This window comes from Ventrimonas sp. (assembly GCF_048380235.1).
Classification (GTDB): Bacteria; Bacillota; Clostridia; order Lachnospirales; family Lachnospiraceae; genus Brotaphodocola.
This window is the reverse complement of sequence record NZ_DBFCCJ010000023.1, coordinates 1-17,899: the sequence shown is the minus strand read 5'-3', so window position 1 is coordinate 17,899 and position 17,899 is coordinate 1. Positions and strand designations below refer to the sequence as shown.

The window sequence follows — 17,899 nt, the reverse complement described above, 5'->3', positions numbered from 1 at the left end:
GAGCGCAGTGAGTGAGTTTGGGTCGCAGGGGAAACAATAGGCGGCGGAGCGAATGAAGTACAAAATTCCACCGCATCTGCGGTTCTGTAGGCCCTCCCCGGAACTTCGGACCCTTTCGTGCTATTCCCTTAAATTGCAATTACTTTCCAATTGGCTCTTTTGACGGCACTCCCGCTTTTCTTGGATATTTCTTCGCGGTCTTCGCAATCTTCTCAATGACAACCAGGGACCGGTCCGCATCTGCTCCGGTCAGTTCGAAACGGATCACATCCGCGATACTACCACCCAGACTCTCGATTGCTTTCGTTCCCTGCTCCAGTTCCTCATCAATTTTCCCTGACTTATATGGGATAAACGCACCACCAACTTTTACAAACGGCAGACAATATTCAGAAAGTGTTGCGGCATTAGCCACGGCACGAGATACGCAGTAATCATACTGCTCCCGGTATTTTGCATCACGTCCAAAGTCCTCTGCCCTTCCATGAATCGTCTCCACATTCTGGAGCCCCAGCTGGCTGATTACCTCATTCAAGAATTTGATTCGCTTATTCAGAGAATCCAGCAGTGTGATTTTCAGATTTGGAAATGCAATCTTCAACGGAATTCCCGGAAAACCGGCACCGGTTCCCACATCAATGCCAGATACCTTCCGTCCATCCTGAAGCGGCACCGCCTTGACCAGAGCCAGACTGTCGATAAAATGCTTGCTCACCACTTCCTCCAGCTCTGTAATTCCGGTCAGGTTCATAACCTTGTTCCATTCTACCAATAACTCGTAATAGCGATAAAACTGCTCCAATTGCTGCTCTGAGAGAATAATCCCCAGCTCTCGTGTCCCATCTGTCATCTTATCCACAAAAATCTGTTCCATAATCCCTCCTGTGTGGAATTTCCAAATTAAAACCGCCCTAATTGTGGCAGTCCGCTTCTTTCATCATTTAGAATGGCGCATCTGCTCCAAATGTACCAGCAGAACAGAAATATCTGCCGGTGATACGCCGGAAATACGGGATGCCTGCCCAATGGATGCCGGCTTGTACAGATTCAGCTTCTGTACTGCCTCACACCGCAGACTGTTTACCGTACTGTAATCAAAATCCGGATCCAGCTTCTTTTTCTCCAGCTTCTTAAACTGCGCCACCTGCTGCTGCTGCCGTTTTAAATATCCCTCATACTTAATATTTATGTTAACCTGTTCTGCTGTGTCATAAGAAAGCTCCGGCCGTTTCTCATCAATTTCAGTTAACATAAAATAATCCAATTCAGGTCTCCGTACCAGCTCTGCCAGAGTTGCTCCCGTCTTTAATGCGGTGCTTTCATGACGCTCCAGGAATGCCTGGATTTTTGGATTCGCACCTACATTGGTTTTTTCCAGACGTTCTACCTCAGCCTGAATGTCTTTTTCCTTCTGAAGCAGCTTTGCATACGTTTCATCATCTACCAGACCGATCTCATGGCCGATTCCGCGCAGACGCAGATCTGCATTATCCTGACGCAGAAGTAAGCGGTACTCTGCTCTGGAAGTCATCATACGGTAGGGCTCATGATTCTCCTTAGTTACCAGGTCATCAATCAGAACACCGATATAGGCCTGAGATCGATCCAGGATCACCGGTTCCCGTCCCAGTACCTTCATAGCTGCGTTTACGCCTGCCATAAAGCCCTGTACAGCTGCTTCCTCATAACCGGAGCTTCCATTAAACTGACCGCCGCTGAACAGTCCTTCAATTGCCTTAAACTCCAGAGACAGCTTTAACTGCCTTGCGTTGATGCAGTCATACTCGATTGCATACGCATTTCGCACGATCCGCACATGCTCCAGACCCGGAACAGTACGGTACATGGCATACTGCACATCCTCCGGCAGGGAACTGGACATGCCGCCCAGATACATCTCGTTGGTGTAAAGCCCCTCCGGCTCAATGAATACTTGGTGGCGGGTCTTATCCGGGAATTTCACTACCTTATCTTCAATGGACGGACAGTAACGCGGACCGGTTCCCTCAATCGCACCGGAAAACAGCGGAGAACGATCCAGATTATCGCGGATAATCTGATGCGTCTCCTCATTCGTATAGGTCAGCCAGCAGGAAACCTGCTCCTTCTGTACCGATTCCGGATCTGTTGAGAAGGAAAACGGAACCACCCGCTTATCTCCAAACTGCTCTTCCATCTTGGAAAAGTCAATGCTGCGGCGGTCCGCACGGGCCGGAGTTCCGGTCTTGAAACGGAACATTTCGATTCCATTAGCAATCAGGGAATCTGTCAGATGATTGGCCGGTTGCAGACCGTTCGGGCCGGTAGCATTGCTGACATCACCATAAATACAGCGTGCTTTTAAGTAAGTTCCGGTTGCCAGTACCACCGCTTTTGCATGATACACCGCTCCGGAATATGTCTTTACTCCGGTAATCTTATGATCCTCCACAATGATTTCCGAAACCTCTGCCTGGCGTATGGTCAGATGATCCGTATTCTCCAGCGTATGGCGCATCCGGCGGCTGTAATCCTGCTTATCAGCCTGAGCCCGCAGGGAATGAACTGCAGGTCCCTTTGACTCATTCAGCATCTTAGACTGAATGAAGGTCTTATCAATATTTTTTCCCATCTCGCCGCCCAGGGCATCCAGCTCTCGGACAAGATGCCCCTTAGAGCTTCCTCCGATATTTGGATTGCAGGGCATCAGGGCAATGCTGTCAACACTCACCGTAAATACAATAGTCTCCAGACCCAGTCTTGCGCAGGCAAGTGCTGCCTCACATCCGGCATGACCGGCGCCGACCACTACAACATCATATGATTCTTCTAAATATGGCATAATTATATTCCTTCCAGCTTCTTTCCAATTCCCCTCAACATCTGAATTATTTTCCCATACAGAATTTTCCAAAGATTTCATTGACCAGGTCGTCTTCCACCGCTTCTCCGATGATGGTTCCAAGCTGTTCATAGGCATCCATCAGGTCAATGGTCAGAAAATCCTCCGGCATCTGATTTTCAATGCTCTGTTTCACCATATACAGACTTTTTAATGCATTCTGCAGTGCTGTCTTATGACGCACATTGGTGATCAGGACTTCATCATTAAAATCGATACTTCCCTCATAAAAAAGATTCTGAATCGTTTTTTCCAGTTTGTCAATACCGGTCTCTTCTTTTGCAGAAATGGAAATCACCGTTTTTCCGGTCTTCGCCTGCAAAAGCTCCTCGCTGATCACGGTTTCCAGATCCGTCTTATTTAACAGCACCACAGCCTTCCGGTCACGGATCAGTTCCATGATCTGGGCGTCGTTTTCGTCCAGCTCCCGGGAACCATCTACTACATAAATGATCAGGTCTGCCTCATCTGCTGCCACCTTCGCCCGGTTTACACCAATCTGCTCTACCAGATCCTCGGTCTCCCGGATGCCTGCGGTATCAATGATATTCAGGCTAATGCCGTGCATACGGATATGCTCCTCCAGGGTATCCCGGGTCGTTCCTGCAATATCCGTTACAATGGCACGCTCCTCGCCCAGAAGCACATTCATCAGAGAAGATTTTCCCGCATTCGGCTTACCTAAAATAACCGTGCGGATTCCTTCAGAAACCACTCTTCCGCTGTCTGCGGAACGCACAAGCTTCTCCATCTCCCCTATCATATCATCCAGCTTTCCGGACAGTTCTTCCTCGTATCCATCTAAAGAAATATGCTCCGGATCATCTAACGCCGACTCAATAAATGCGATCTGATACAAGATCCGTTCCCGCAGAGCTTTTACTTTTTTCGATACAGAACCCTTTAACTGGCTCACAGAGCTCTTCACCGCATAATCATTCTGCGCGTTGATCACATCAATCACGGCCTCCGCCTGTGACAGATCAATCCGTCCGTTTAAAAAGGCCCGCTTGGTAAATTCTCCCGGCTCTGCCGGTCTTGCTCCATATTTGATTACTGTCTCCAGTATTTTTTTCATCACCAGGACACCACCATGGCAGTCAATCTCCACAGTGTCTTCCGCTGTGTAACTGTGCGGCCCCCGCATCAGCATCACCAGCACCTCATCGAGCACTTCTTCCCCATCCTGGATCATTCCATAATAAATATGATGGGACGGTGCTGTATTCAAATCAAAATTATCTTTTCTGCTTATAAAAATCCGGTTCACAATAGAAACTGCCTGTTCTCCGCTCACCCGGATGATTCCGATTCCGGAACTGCTCATGGCAGTTGCGATCGCCGCAATAGTATCTGAACTTCTGTCTTTCAGCATATTTTCCTCCGACTCGGCCAGCTTTGGCCAGTCTATCCATAAACTTTAACGAAAAGAAGCAAAAGCGGATGCCAGGTGGTGGTCAAACCACTACCAGACACCCGCCTGCTATTTCTGTATTGTACTCACACAATTGTCTGACATGCTTTTACCTGTCAGAAATTTCCAACATCTTTATGCCTCATTCTGTGCTGCTGCTTCCTTCTTCTCAGCAACAGCCTCTGATTTCGGTCCTCTGTTTTCGGCGTTTCTGTTTCTTCCGCGATTATCGCGGCGGGAACCGTAACGCTCCTTTCTTCCGCCTGCTGGGACTTCTTTCTTTAAAGAAATTACAACATGACGGAACGGGTCTTCCCCTTCACTCCTGGTCGTAACATATTTGTCATTCTGAAGCGCAGAGTGGATGATGCGTCTCTCATACGGATTCATCGGCTCTAAGGATACCGGATGCTTGGTCCGTTTTACCTTATAGGAAATGTTCTTTGCCAGAGTCTCCAGCGTTTCTTTTCTTCTCTCACGGTAATTCTCGGTATCAAGCTTGACTCTTAAGTAGCCTTCCGTTTCTTTGTTTACCACAAGGCTTACCAGATACTGTAAGGAATCCAGAGTCTGACCACGCTTTCCGATGAGGATTCCCATGTCGTCACCTTCCATGGAAACCAGGAGTTCCCGGTCACTGGCATTGTAAGCCGTCTCAATAGAAACCTGCATACCCATAGCACCAAATACCTGATTCAGGAATTCCTTCGCAGCTTTTTTCACTGCCTCTTCGTTAATCTTGACTGCTTTTTTCGGAGCTTCTTCCACAGAAAGCTCTTTTGCAGATTCCAAAGCAGTCTTTACAGCCTCTCGCTTCGGTGCCGGCTTCTCAGAAACAGTTGTTTTCGGAGACGTCGCCGCCTTTACGGCTTCCGCCTTCGGTGCTGCTGCCGCCTTTTTCGCAGCTTCTGCAGCAGCTTTTCTGGCCTCTTCGGCTTTCTTCGCTTCTTCTGCCTTTTTCGCTTCAGCAGCTTTTTTCTCTTCCAGCTTCTTTGCCTCAGCCAGTTCCTTCTCCTCTGCCTCGCTCATCACATGGGCGCGGATGATACAGGGTTTCTTACCAAAGATGCCAAGCAGACCTGCGCTCTCCTTCTGTACCACTTCATAATGAAGATGCTCACTGGTCGTCTGCAGTTCAATCAATGCTTTTGTGATTGCCTCGTCCAATGTACTGGCAGAGATTGTAATCTTTCCATCCATGGTGCTACCCCCTTATTTATTATTGTGCTTTTCATTGTATCTGGCTACCATATTTGCCTTGGAGGCCAGACTGCCCGGTTTGGCATCTTTATTATAATAATTGTTGGATGCTTCTACCTGTTTTTTGCTCTTCTCAAGCTTCTCAGCACGTTCCGCTTCTTCCTTCTCCTGAACTGCCTGCATATGTTTTAAGCTTGCAGTTGCATTCTGATTTACTTTCTGCGGCGGAAGACCTTTCTTTGCGCGTTTCTTGTTTGCCTTCTCCACGTTCTTACGGATCAGCTCATCCATATCTACCTTATCCAGGTAAGAATTTACAACAAGCTGCTGCAGTAACTGGAAGGTACTGCTGGCTACCCAGTAGATACCGATTGCTGCCGGGAAGGTAAAGCAGAAAAATACAGACATCAGCGGCATGGTAACGTTCATGCTCTGCATCATCTGGGAGCTCATATCTTCCTCGTTATTCTTTTTCGGCTGAGTTGCCATCATCAGCTTTGTGCTGGCATACTGGGTCAGGCCTGCCAGAATCGGGATCAGCCATGCCAGATTCGGCACAAAGCTTCCGTTAAACGGGTTGGATGCCAGATTGATGCCAAGAAACGTGTTCATTTTCTCAATGGTTGCTGCATTGCCGGAAATCACATCTGCCGCATTTGGAAATGCCTGTGCCAGGTCACTCCACTGGGCAGGATTCAGCTTATAGAGAATATCAACCATCTTATTGGCCAGAGCTTCACCTGTTACACCGGTTAAGTCTCCGACCGGGTTAATGCCTGTTAACGCAATATTGTGGTCAGTTGCAAACTGAAGCAGATTTGCTGCAGCGCCCTCACTCAGGGCAGACGCGGAAGAAGCTCCGGTCAGTGCATAAACCACATTCAAAAAATGTTCCTTTACCGGCATCACGTAAGCCGGGATACAATAGATCACGCGGTACAGTGCAAACAGGATCGGCATCTGGATCACAAGCTGGAGACATCCTCCAGTCATGGATGTGCCGTATTTTTCATAGACAGCTTTCGTCTCCACGTTCATCTTCATCATGGAGTCATTGTCTTTTTTGCCCTTGTACTTTGCCTGAATGGCCTGAAGCTCAGGCTGCATGACAGCCATCAGCTTGGACGCCTTCTGCTGCTTGATCGTCATAGGGAACATCAGTAATTTCACAACCAGGGTAAATAAAATAATTGATAAACCGATGTTAAGCACACCAAAAGAATTGGTGAACGTAACCAGTACATTCAGGATCCATCCCAGAATCTGAGAAATCGGACCCAGAATCGCCCCATGAACCTTCGTTAATACTAAGTAATCCAATGTGCTACCTCCTCATGTGTTACGGAACTGGATCATAACCGCCTTCTGCCCATGGATGACACCGGAGTATCCTCTTCACAGACAACCATAAACCTTTCACCACGCCGTACCTGGTAAGTGCCTCAATGGCGTATTGGGAGCACGTAGGCGTGTAAATACAGTGAGTTCTTACTTTTAACGGGGATAAAAAAATCTGATATCCGCGTATCATTAATATAAGAAGCTTTTTGATCAAACCTGCAATTCTGTTAATCATAGTCTCACTTCGATTCTTTTTTAATGTTATGCAGTCCGCACAGGTGCATAAATGCACGCTCAATCGTCTTATAATCTGAGTCTTTTGCGGCAGCGCGCGCTACCACGATGATGTCTAATCCTTCCTCCAATGTGTCCCTGTTCAGCCGGAAACTCTCCCTCACCAGCCGGGCCAGGTGATGTCTCACCACGCTGTTTCCAACTTTCTTGCTGACTGAGATACCAATCCGGGACTGGGTGTTCTCAGTCTTTCTTACATACATAACCAACTGTCGGTTGGCATAGGATTTCGCAGTCCGGTAAATTGCCTGGAAATCTGAATTTTTCTTAATGCTCGGAAATCGTTTCATCTCTTATTACCATCTTATTATAATACAAAAGGCCACAATTTCTTGTGACCTTGATTCATTAAGCGGATAATTTCGCTCTTCCTTTTGCTCTTCTTGCAGCTAATACTTTTCTTCCACCTGGAGTACTCATTCTAGCTCTGAAGCCATGAACTTTGGATCTCTGTCTGTTCTTCGGCTGGAAAGTCATCTTCATGTTGCGGCACCTCCTTCTTTACATCGCTTATTTGATTGAACACATTACGACTATTTTAATTAAACATCTTCTCAATTATATAGAATTCATGCGGGTTCGTCAAGCCTTTTCTTAAAAAAGAATCCTCGGAAAATCCACAAAAAAACAGGAACCGCGAAACCCTGCCCACATACCAGGTGTTGATATTGTGAATAAGTTATCCACAAGTTGTGGATAAGTCTGTTGATAATTTTCACAAAACAGCTAAGATTTTTCGGTTTTCATTGAAAATCAGCGGTTTATGGTATACAATGTTTCTAGATTGGATACTTTTGCGTATCCACAAACAGCCTCATTTTTTCCACATAAACTGTGGATAGACTGTGACTGGAAAGATACGGATCCGTTCCTATAGATTGATGAAATACAGGAGACTGAAAGAATGTTAGAAACACTGAAAGAAAAATGGAATGATATACTGAAATATTTAAAAGAAGAATATGACATCTCTGATGTCTCCTTTGACACCTGGCTTCTTCCTCTGGAAGTTTATGCCCTGGAACAGCCGGGAAATATCGTAAAGATCATTGTTCCGGATGCCAATTTTCTCGGATATATTAAGAAGAAATACAGCACCATGCTCATGGTATCCATTGCGGAAGTTACCGGCATCAAATGCGACTCCGTCCAGTTCCTTGTAGAAGAAGACATTGTTCCTGAGCCGGCTGCAGCAAACCAGCTCATCCAAAACACAGCCTCTGCAGTCAGTCCAGCCACCTTGCAGAATGCCAATTTAAATCCGAAGTACACCTTCGATACCTTCGTGGTCGGCGCAAATAACAACCTGGCACACGCTGCATCCCTGGCCGTTGCCGAGTCTCCGGGGGAAATTTATAACCCTCTTTTTATTTACGGAGGCGTAGGTCTGGGAAAAACACATCTGATGCACTCCATTGCAAACTTCATCCTCAAGAATAACCCAAAGGCCAAGATCCTTTACGTAACTTCTGAGAAGTTTACCAACGAGCTGATTGATGCGATCCGTAATAAAAACAACATTTCCACCACGGAATTCCGTGAGAAATACCGCAATAACGATGTGCTTCTAATTGATGATATCCAGTTCATTATCGGCAAGGAAAGTACCCAGGAAGAATTTTTCCACACCTTCAATGCACTTCACGAAGCCAAAAAACAGATCATCATTTCGTCCGATAAACCGCCGAAAGAGATTGAAACACTGGAAGAACGGCTGCGCTCCCGATTCGAATGGGGTCTGACCGTAGATATCCAGTCCCCGGACTACGAAACCCGAATGGCCATCCTCCGCAAAAAAGAGGAAATGGAAGGTTACAATATAGATAACGAAGTAATCAAGTACATTGCCACCAACATCAAGTCCAATATCCGTGAGCTGGAGGGCGCACTCACCAAGATCGTTGCCCTTTCCAAGCTGGAGAAAAACCGTGAAATTGACATTGAACTGGCTGAAAAAGCACTGAAAGACATCATTGCGCCGGGCGACAAACAGGAAGTTACCCCGGAATTCATCATCCAGATCGTTGCCGATCATTTTAACCTGACCCCATTAGACATCATGTCAGCCAAGCGCAGCAAGGAAATCGTTTACCCGCGCCAGATTGTCATGTATCTGTGCCGCACCATGACCGAAACCGGCCTGCAGAATATCGGCAAAGCACTGGGCGGACGCGATCACACTACCATCCTGCATGGTATCAAGACTATCAGTGCAGATTTGGAAAAAAATCCATCACTCCAGAATACCATTGATATCCTGAAGAAAAAAATCAGTCCGCAATAGCATTTGGTTGACATAAAACATGGATTCGCCTGCCTCCTCACTTATTCACATTTTTCTGTGGAAAAGCAGTGGATTTTCTGTGGGCAGACTGTGGATGATTTTCAGGACAATTTACCTCCATTTTTCACATGTGGATAACCTCATGTTCATCCAGAAGATTTCATGGAGTTTTCAACATCCTTATTCACGCCACGAAATCCTTATATTTTATGGACTGGACGGACTTTTACACAAATCCACATCCCCTACTACGATTACGACGGAATTTTATTTTATATATATTTAAAAAGACTCTGAACCGACAGAAAGGAAGTTATCAACATGAAGCTCGAATTCAAGAAAGATGCTCTCTTAAATGGAATTAATATTGTATCCAAAGCGATTCCTTCCAGAACGACCATGTCAATCCTCGAATGTATTCTCATTGATGCCGATGCAGGCGAGATCAAGCTGACCGGAAATGATATGGAACTGGGAATTGAGACAAAAGTAGAAGGTTCTATCCTGGAACGAGGCAAAATTGCGCTGGAAGCAAAGCTTTTTTATGAAATTATTAGAAAATTGCCAGATGGAGATACTCCGGTCACCATTACGTCTGACAATCGTTTCAATACTGTGATCGAATGCGAAAATGCAGTATTCAATATCCAGGGCCGCGATGGTGAGGAATTTTCTTATCTTCCTTACATCGAACGGGACCAGCACATCAGTCTGACACAGTTTACCTTGAAAGAAGCAATTCGTCAGACTATTTTTTCCATATCCCCGAATGACAGCAATAAGATGATGGCGGGCGAACTTCTGGAAGTAAAAGATGATTTTCTCAAGGTGGTTTCCCTGGACGGACACCGGATCTCCATTCGCAACATCCAGCTCAAGGAACACTACGATAACCATAAGGTTATAGTACCGGGCAAAACCCTCTCCGAGATCAGTAAGATCCTGACTGGAGACAACGAGAAAGAAGTCCTTATTTATTTCAGCAAAAATCACATTCTATTTGAATTCGATGATACGGTTGTGGTTTCCCGCCTGATCGATGGTGAGTATTTTAAAATCGACCATATGCTTTCCAGTGATTATGAGACCCGCGTAAAGTTAAACAAGCGTGACTTCATGGACAATATTGACCGTGCCATGATCCTGATCCGCGACAGTGACCGCAAGCCGATCATCATGAATGTGGAAGACAGCAATGTGAACATGAGGGTGAAGTCTGCGTTTGGTTCCATGAATGCCAATGTGCCGGCTCACAAATCCGGCAAGGACATCATGATTGCTTTCAACCCGAAATTTTTACTGGATGCGCTGCGTGTCATCGACGATGAGGATGTGGAGCTTTACATGATGAATCCGAAGTCCCCGTGCTTTATCAAAGATGAAGAGGGAAGCTATATCTATCTGATTCTGCCTGTAAACTTTATCAACGAGGCATAATACGGCGTTTAGAAAGGAAAATTATGGAAACCATTAAATTAAGAGACGAGTATATTAAACTGGGTCAGGCATTAAAGGCAGCCGGTTTATGTGAATCCGGCGTAGATGCCAAGTATGCGATTGAGGACGGGCTGGTTAAGGTAAACGGCAATGTAGAGTATCAGCGGGGCAAAAAACTTCGTGATGGTGATGAAGTAACCTTCCAGGGAGAGACTATCCGGATTACATTATGATCATAGAGTCCATTGAGCTTCAGAATTACCGGAATTATGACAAACTACATATGGAATTTTCCCCGGGGACCAATATTCTTTACGGGAATAATGCCCAGGGAAAGACGAACATTCTGGAGGCTGTCTATGTCTGCTGCACGACCAAGTCTCATCGCGGCAGCAAAGACAGGGAGATGATCCGTTTCCAGAACGATGAATCCCACATCAAGCTGACTGTGCGCAAGCGCGATGTTCCGTACCGCATTGACATGCATTTGAAGAAAAATAAAGCCAAGGGCGTGGCCATTAACGGAATTCCGATCCGCAGGGCCAGTGAGCTGTTTGGTATTGTAAATGTGGTATTCTTTTCGCCGGAGGACTTAAATCTCATTAAAAACGGTCCGGCAGAGCGACGTAAATTCATTGATCTGGAACTTTGCCAGTTAAATAAGCTGTATGTTCATTCCCTGGTGTCCTACAACCGGGTCCTGCTGCAGCGCAACAAGCTTCTCAAAGAGCTGTTCTTCCATCCGGAATACGAGGAAACACTGGATGTGTGGGATATGCAGCTGGTACAGTACGGAAAAGAGGTAATCCGGTTCCGGGAAGAATTTATCGGACAGCTCAATGAGATGATCTGTGAGATCCACCGGAAACTGTCCGGTGGAAAAGAAACTTTAAAGATTGTGTATGATCCCAATTCCGGGTCAGAGGAACTGGAGGCAGGGATTGCGAGAAGCCGCAGCCAGGATGTGAAACAGAAAACCACCCTTATTGGCCCACACCGGGATGACATCGGATTTTATATCGGAGATATTGACATCCGAAGATTTGGTTCCCAGGGACAGCAGCGTACCGCAGCTCTTTCCTTAAAGCTTGCGGAGATTGAACTGGTTAAAAAACTGGTGCGCGATTATCCGATCCTGCTTCTGGATGATGTGCTTTCGGAGCTTGACGGGGAGCGGCAGAACCATCTTCTGTCCGCCATTGACCATATCCAGACCATGATCACTTGTACGGGGCTGGAAGATTTTGTAAACAACCGTTTTCAGATGGATAAGCTGTTTCACGTTGTAAACGGAACGGTGACCGGCGAAAACTGACGATATATTTTTTGACTAGGAGGAAATAACATGAGTGCAGAATACGGAGCAGACCAGATTCAGATTCTGGAAGGGCTGGAAGCAGTCCGGAAGAGACCTGGTATGTACATTGGCAGCACTTCGTCCAGGGGCCTGCATCACCTGGTTTATGAGATTGTAGATAATGCGGTAGATGAAGCACTGGCTGGCTACTGTGACCGGATTGACGTCACCATTAATGAGGACAATTCCATCACGGTACTGGATGACGGACGCGGCATTCCGGTCGGCATTCAGAAGAAAGCTGGTATTCCGGCGGTAGAGGTTGTATTTACCATCCTGCATGCCGGTGGTAAGTTTGGTGGTGGGGGATACAAAGTATCCGGCGGTCTGCACGGCGTGGGAGCTTCTGTTGTAAATGCTCTTTCTACCTGGCTGGAGGTCCGCGTTTATCAGGATGGCAAGATTTATCAGCAGCGTTATGAACGGGGCAAGGTTATGTACCCGTTAAAGGTCATTGGTGAGTGCCCTGCAGACAAGCATGGTACCGAGGTTCATTTTCTGCCGGATCCGGAGATCTTTGAGGAAACTGTCTATGATTTTGAAATACTTCGTATCCGTCTCCAGGAGACTGCGTTCTTAACCAAGGCTTTAAAGATCACCCTGAAGGATGAGCGCGAGGAGAAAAAAGAAAAGGTATTCCACTATGAGGGCGGTATTCAGGAGTTTGTCACCTACTTAAACAAGGGCAAGGCAGCTCTTTACAACAATGTCATTTATTGTGAGGGAACCCGCGATGGTGTGTTTGTTGAGGTTGCCATGCAGCACAATGATTCTTATACGGAAAATATTTATACCTTCGTCAATAATGTAAACACGCCGGAGGGTGGTACTCATCTGGCAGGACTGAAAAATGCCCTGACTAAGACCATCAATGACTATGCCCGCAAAAACAAGCTGTTAAAGGACAGTGAGCCGAACTTAAGCGGCGAGGATATCCGAGAGGGCTTGACTGCGATTGTCAGCATCAAAATCGAGGAGCCGCAGTTTGAAGGGCAGACCAAGCAGAAGCTTGGCAACAGTGAGGCAATGGGTGCGGTAAACAGCATCGTCAGCGAGCAGCTTACCTACTTCCTGGAGCAGAATCCGGCAGCAGCCAAGACCATCTGCGAGAAATCTGTTCTGGCACAGCGTGCCCGCGCGGCAGCAAGAAAGGCCCGCGATTTAACCAGAAGAAAAACTGCTTTAGAGGGCATGGCACTTCCGGGAAAACTGGCAGACTGTTCTAATAAAGATCCGGAAAAATGTGAGATTTTCATCGTAGAGGGAGATTCTGCAGGCGGTTCTGCAAAGACGGCCCGCTCCCGGGATACCCAGGCAATCCTGCCGCTTCGCGGTAAGATCTTAAACGTAGAGAAGGCCAGACTGGACAAAATTTATGCCAATGCAGAGATCAAAGCTATGATTACTGCGTTCGGTACCGGAATCCACGATGATTTTGATATTTCCAAGCTGCGCTACCACAAGATCATCATCATGACCGATGCGGACGTGGATGGTGCACATATCAGCACGCTGATGCTGACCTTCTTATACCGCTTTATGCCGGAACTGATAAAGCAGGGACATGTATACCTGGCACAGCCGCCGTTATACAAGCTGGAGAAGAACAAGAAGATCTGGTATGCCTACAGCGATGAAGAACTGGCTCAGATCATCAAGGAAGTCGGCCGTGACAATAACAATAAGATTCAGCGATACAAAGGTCTTGGTGAGATGGACGCAGAGCAGCTCTGGGAGACCACCATGGATCCGGAGCGTCGTATTCTTCTGCGCGTGAACATGGATGACGATGTGGCATCCGAGCTGGATCTGACTTTCACCACTCTGATGGGAGATCAGGTTGAGCCGCGCCGTGAATTTATCGAGGCTAACGCCAAATATGTACAGAACCTGGATATCTGATCTGTCTGATCGGAACATTACAGGAATGCTGCAGGGAAGCTGCTTAGCATGCGGTTTCTGATGGAATGAGACAACAAGGAGAACAATATGGAACCAAATATTTTTGATAAAGTTCATGATATAGACTTAAAATCCACCATGGAGAAGTCTTATATCGATTATGCCATGAGCGTTATCGCTGCCCGGGCCCTGCCGGATGTGCGGGATGGTTTAAAGCCGGTACAGCGCCGAGTGCTTTACTCCATGATCGAGCTGAACAACGGACCGGATAAGCCTCACAGAAAATGCGCACGTATCGTCGGCGATACCATGGGTAAATATCATCCGCATGGTGACAGCTCTATCTATGGAGCTCTTGTAAATATGGCGCAGGAGTGGTCTACCCGTTACCCGCTGGTAGATGGTCATGGAAACTTTGGTTCCGTGGACGGTGACGGTGCTGCAGCCATGCGATATACTGAGGCACGCTTAAGCAAGATCTCCATGGAGATGCTGGCGGATATCGGAAAAGATACCGTAGACTTTGTACCGAACTTTGATGAGACTGAGAAAGAACCGGTTGTTCTTCCGTCCAGATACCCGAATCTTCTGGTAAACGGTACCACCGGTATTGCAGTCGGCATGGCCACCAATATTCCGCCGCACAATCTGCGGGAGGTTATTGGTGCTGTAGTCAAGCTGATTGATAACCGCATTGAGGAAGACCGCGATACTACTCTGGAAGAGATTCTGGAAATCGTAAAAGGACCGGATTTCCCGACCGGCGCTACCATTCTTGGCAAAGCCGGTATTGAGGAAGCATACCGCACCGGCCGCGGCAAGATCCGTGTACGTGCGGTATCTGACATTGAGACCCTGCCAAATGGCAAGAGCCGCATTGTGGTAACTGAGCTTCCGTATCTGGTAAATAAAGCAAGGCTGATCGAGAAGATCGCAGAGCTGGTAAAAGAGAAAAGAGTGGACGGAATCACCGATCTGCGTGACGAGTCTGACCGCCAGGGTATGCGCATTGTCATTGAGCTGCGCCGTGATGTGAATGCCAATGTCATCTTAAACCAGTTATTAAAGCACACCCAGCTTCAGGACACCTTTGGTGTTATCATGCTGGCACTGGTGAATAATGAGCCGAAGGTCTTAAATCTTCTGGAGATGCTGAATTACTACTTAAAGCATCAGGAAGATGTAGTTACCCGCCGGACCAGATATGATTTAAACAAAGCAGAGGAGCGCGCTCATATTTTACAGGGCTTGCTGATTGCGCTAGATCATATTGATGAGGTTATCCGCATCATCCGCGGTTCAGAGAACGTTCAGATTGCAAAGCAGCAGTTGATGGAGCGCTTTGGCTTAAGTGATGCCCAGTCCCAGGCAATCGTAGATATGCGTCTGCGTGCTCTGACCGGTCTGGAACGTGAGAAGCTGGAGAATGAATACAAAGAGTTAATGGCAAAGATCGAGGAGTTAAAAGCGATCCTTGCAGATGAGAAAAAGCTGCTGGGTGTGATCCGCGAAGAGATTCTGATCATTTCTGATAAATATGGTGATGACCGTAAGACCGCCATTGGTTTTGATGAGTTCGATATGTCCATGGAAGATCTGATCCCGAATGAGAATACGATTGTGGCTATGACCAAGCTTGGCTATATCAAACGTATGAGCGTGGACAATTTTAAAAACCAGAACCGAGGCGGTAAGGGAATCAAGGGCATGCAGACCATCGATGAGGATTATATTGAGGATCTGCTGTTGACCAAGACCCACAATTACATTATGTTCTTTACTAACAAGGGCCGTGTATACCGCCTGAAGGCTTATGCGATCCCGGAGGGCAGCCGTACAGCCCGCGGAACCGCCATCATCAATCTCCTGCAGCTGCAGCCGGAGGAGAAGATCACGGCGATCATTCCAGTGAAGGAATACCATGAGACTGACTATCTGTTCATGGCTACACGTGGTGGTATGGTGAAGAAAACTCCGGTGAAGGAGTATGAGAACGTCCGCAAGAACGGCCTGCAGGCTATTGTCTTGAAGGAACAGGATGAGCTGATCGAAGTAAAAGCAACCGACAATACCAAGGATATTTTCCTGATCACGAAGAAGGGGCAGTGCATCCGGTTCCATGAGACAGATGTACGTGTGACAGGACGTGTTTCTATGGGCGTGATCGGAATGAAGTTAAATGAAGGGGATGAAGTAGTCGGCATGCAGATGGATACCCAGGGCGAGAAGCTTCTGATCGTATCCGAGAATGGCATGGGCAAGCGCACCCCGATTGAGGAGTTCACCGCCCAGAATCGCGGCGGTAAAGGCGTGCTCTGTTATAAGATCACCGAGAAGACCGGAGATATTGTAGGAGCAAAACTCGTACACGACGACCATGATATTATGATGATCACCAATGAGGGCGTTGTGATCCGGATTTCCGTAGAAGATATCTCTGTCATTGGCAGAAATACCTCCGGTGTGAAGCTGATGAACATTGACCAGGATTCCGATATCCGCGTGGCAAGCATTGCAAAGGTACGCGATGATGGAGAAAAGTCCGAGGGAGATGGTATTGAGGAGCTGGAGCTTTCTGAGGAGCATCAGAAAGAAAACGGAGAACAAAATGAGCAGTAATTCATAAAAACAATGAAGAGGACATGCTGCCGGCTGTATTTTGGCAGCTGGTGTCATGTCCTTTTTCATGCTTTGTATTGAGGCAAATCATTTTCTTTCGGACGATATGGCAGCACGCATGAAGAAAGCGGTGGACGAAGAGGAATCTCCTCTCGGAAAACAGATATTGATCCAGCTGCAGGAAAACCTGCAGATTGCCGGAGATGATATGATTCCAATCTGCCAGGACACCGACATGGCAGTGGTGTTCATTAAGCTTCCAATCGAGATGGACCGGACCGCAATGTCATCTATTATATGGGACCATCTCCGGCAAGGGAAGGAAGACCAATCGGTTCTGCAGGTCCGACTACTGCCAGCCGCATGGATAAGTATGCCCCAAATCTGATCGATCTTGGTCTTGGTGCCATGATTGGAAAAGGAAAACGCAGTCAGGAAGTCATTGATGCAGTAGTCAGAAACGGCTGTGTGTACTTTGCGGCAGTAGGAGGAGCAGGCGCACTGCTTTCCAAGCGCATCCTCTCATCAGAGGTTGTTGCCTACGATGATCTTGGTACAGAGGCAATCCGTAAGCTTCAGGTCACGGATTTTCCTGTGATCGTTGTGATCGATTCAGAAGGGAATAACCTTTATGAAACCGCAATTCGGGAATATGAAAAAAAAGTTTAAAAATGTGGTTGACAAAGTAATACTCATACTATATAATAGGCTATGCGTCTGAAAATGCAAGTGGACAGCGCAAAATCATATGGAATCATGAATTCGGAGAAATACTCAAGAGGCCGAAGAGGCGCCCCTGCTAAGGGTGTAGGTCGGGCAACCGGCGCGAGGGTTCAAATCCCTCTTTCTCCGCTCAATTCCAGATGATTCTTTTTTTCTCTTTAAGACAAAAGGTCTGAAAAGAAATTAAAAAAGTTGTTGACAAACGCGTGAACATCTGGTAAGATATAACACGCTGCTGAAAACAGCAAAACGAATCTGAAAAGATTCAAAAAGAAATTTAAAAAAGTTGTTGACAAAGCGAAAGCAATGTGATAAAATATTGAACGTTGCCGCTGAGAACAGCAACAACATGAACCTTGAAAATGAAAGATTGAACAGTGTTTAAAACCCTGAAAATTCTAATAAAAAAGAGTCCTGGTTGGACATCTTTGAAATGAGATTTCAGAA

Annotated in this window: 15 protein-coding genes, 1 tRNA gene and 1 pseudogene; 9 read left to right on the top strand and 8 right to left on the bottom strand. The window is 46.7% G+C overall.

The genetic code is table 11. The features are described from left to right. Positions 1 to 139: 139 nt before the first annotated feature. From rsmG to rpmH, 8 genes are all read right to left on the bottom strand, one after another. A complete protein-coding gene (rsmG, locus tag ACMP1L_RS04125; RefSeq protein WP_418452075.1) occupies positions 140 to 874 on the bottom strand; it encodes a 16S rRNA (guanine(527)-N(7))-methyltransferase RsmG in 735 nt (244 codons plus the stop codon). A 63-nt stretch (positions 875 to 937) separates the two neighbouring features. Continuing rightward, positions 938 to 2,821, bottom strand: coding sequence for a tRNA uridine-5-carboxymethylaminomethyl(34) synthesis enzyme MnmG (gene mnmG / locus ACMP1L_RS04120; protein ID WP_418452074.1), 1,884 nt, complete (start codon positions 2,819 to 2,821; stop codon positions 938 to 940). Positions 2,822 to 2,867: 46 nt separating this feature from the next. Then, a complete protein-coding gene (mnmE, locus tag ACMP1L_RS04115) occupies positions 2,868 to 4,256 on the bottom strand; it encodes a tRNA uridine-5-carboxymethylaminomethyl(34) synthesis GTPase MnmE (protein WP_118733952.1) in 1,389 nt (462 codons plus the stop codon). Between the two features lie 174 nt (positions 4,257 to 4,430). Continuing rightward, positions 4,431 to 5,495, bottom strand: coding sequence for an RNA-binding cell elongation regulator Jag/EloR (gene jag / locus ACMP1L_RS04110; protein WP_418452073.1), 1,065 nt, complete (start codon positions 5,493 to 5,495; stop codon positions 4,431 to 4,433). A 12-nt stretch (positions 5,496 to 5,507) separates the two neighbouring features. Further along, positions 5,508 to 6,815 (bottom strand): YidC/Oxa1 family membrane protein insertase, encoded by a 1,308-nt coding sequence (locus ACMP1L_RS04105; protein ID WP_118733950.1) that lies wholly within the window; start codon positions 6,813 to 6,815, stop codon positions 5,508 to 5,510. Between the two features lie 19 nt (positions 6,816 to 6,834). Beyond that, positions 6,835 to 7,071, bottom strand: coding sequence for a membrane protein insertion efficiency factor YidD (gene yidD, locus ACMP1L_RS04100; RefSeq protein WP_118733949.1), 237 nt, complete (start codon positions 7,069 to 7,071; stop codon positions 6,835 to 6,837). Between the two features lie 4 nt (positions 7,072 to 7,075). Next, the gene (gene rnpA / locus ACMP1L_RS04095; RefSeq protein ID WP_118733948.1) at positions 7,076 to 7,420 is read right to left on the bottom strand and encodes a ribonuclease P protein component; all 345 of its coding nucleotides are present in this window, start codon (positions 7,418 to 7,420) and stop codon (positions 7,076 to 7,078) included. A 58-nt stretch (positions 7,421 to 7,478) separates the two neighbouring features. Next, positions 7,479 to 7,613 (bottom strand): 50S ribosomal protein L34, encoded by a 135-nt coding sequence (gene rpmH / locus ACMP1L_RS04090; RefSeq protein WP_118532075.1) that lies wholly within the window; start codon positions 7,611 to 7,613, stop codon positions 7,479 to 7,481. Positions 7,614 to 8,034: 421 nt separating this feature from the next. Here rpmH and dnaA point away from each other — a divergent pair, with 421 nt between their 5' ends. The 9 genes and pseudogenes from dnaA to ACMP1L_RS04045 all read left to right on the top strand — a co-directional run bounded on the left by dnaA (position 8,035) and on the right by ACMP1L_RS04045 (position 17,581). Beyond that, on the top strand, positions 8,035 to 9,414 hold the full coding sequence (gene dnaA / locus ACMP1L_RS04085) for a chromosomal replication initiator protein DnaA (protein ID WP_177304257.1): 1,380 nt from the start codon (positions 8,035 to 8,037) through the stop codon (positions 9,412 to 9,414). A gap of 321 nt (positions 9,415 to 9,735) precedes the next feature. After that, the gene (gene dnaN, locus ACMP1L_RS04080; RefSeq protein ID WP_118733946.1) at positions 9,736 to 10,851 is read left to right on the top strand and encodes a DNA polymerase III subunit beta; all 1,116 of its coding nucleotides are present in this window, start codon (positions 9,736 to 9,738) and stop codon (positions 10,849 to 10,851) included. A 23-nt stretch (positions 10,852 to 10,874) separates the two neighbouring features. Further along, positions 10,875 to 11,084, top strand: coding sequence for an RNA-binding S4 domain-containing protein (locus tag ACMP1L_RS04075; RefSeq protein WP_118532081.1), 210 nt, complete (start codon positions 10,875 to 10,877; stop codon positions 11,082 to 11,084). Next, on the top strand, positions 11,081 to 12,166 hold the full coding sequence (recF, locus tag ACMP1L_RS04070; RefSeq protein ID WP_177304256.1) for a DNA replication/repair protein RecF: 1,086 nt from the start codon (positions 11,081 to 11,083) through the stop codon (positions 12,164 to 12,166). Before ACMP1L_RS04075 ends, recF begins: the two co-directional genes overlap by 4 nt. A 30-nt stretch (positions 12,167 to 12,196) precedes the next feature. Further along, entirely contained in the window at positions 12,197 to 14,110 is a 1,914-nt protein-coding gene (gene gyrB, locus ACMP1L_RS04065) for a DNA topoisomerase (ATP-hydrolyzing) subunit B (protein WP_118733944.1), read from the top strand. Between the two features lie 87 nt (positions 14,111 to 14,197). Next, positions 14,198 to 16,729, top strand: a complete 2,532-nt coding sequence (gene gyrA / locus ACMP1L_RS04060) for a DNA gyrase subunit A (protein WP_178755943.1) — start codon at positions 14,198 to 14,200, stop codon at positions 16,727 to 16,729. A 55-nt stretch (positions 16,730 to 16,784) separates the two neighbouring features. Further along, a complete protein-coding gene (locus ACMP1L_RS04055) occupies positions 16,785 to 17,117 on the top strand; it encodes a fumarate hydratase (protein ID WP_418452072.1) in 333 nt (110 codons plus the stop codon). Continuing rightward, positions 17,015 to 17,398: pseudogene (locus ACMP1L_RS04050) on the top strand (fumarate hydratase C-terminal domain-containing protein); the annotation flags it as partial. The gene ACMP1L_RS04055 and the pseudogene ACMP1L_RS04050, both read left to right, overlap by 103 nt. Positions 17,399 to 17,493: 95 nt before the next feature. After that, positions 17,494 to 17,581 (top strand) — tRNA-Ser (locus tag ACMP1L_RS04045). The last annotated feature ends 318 nt before the right edge of the window (positions 17,582 to 17,899 follow it).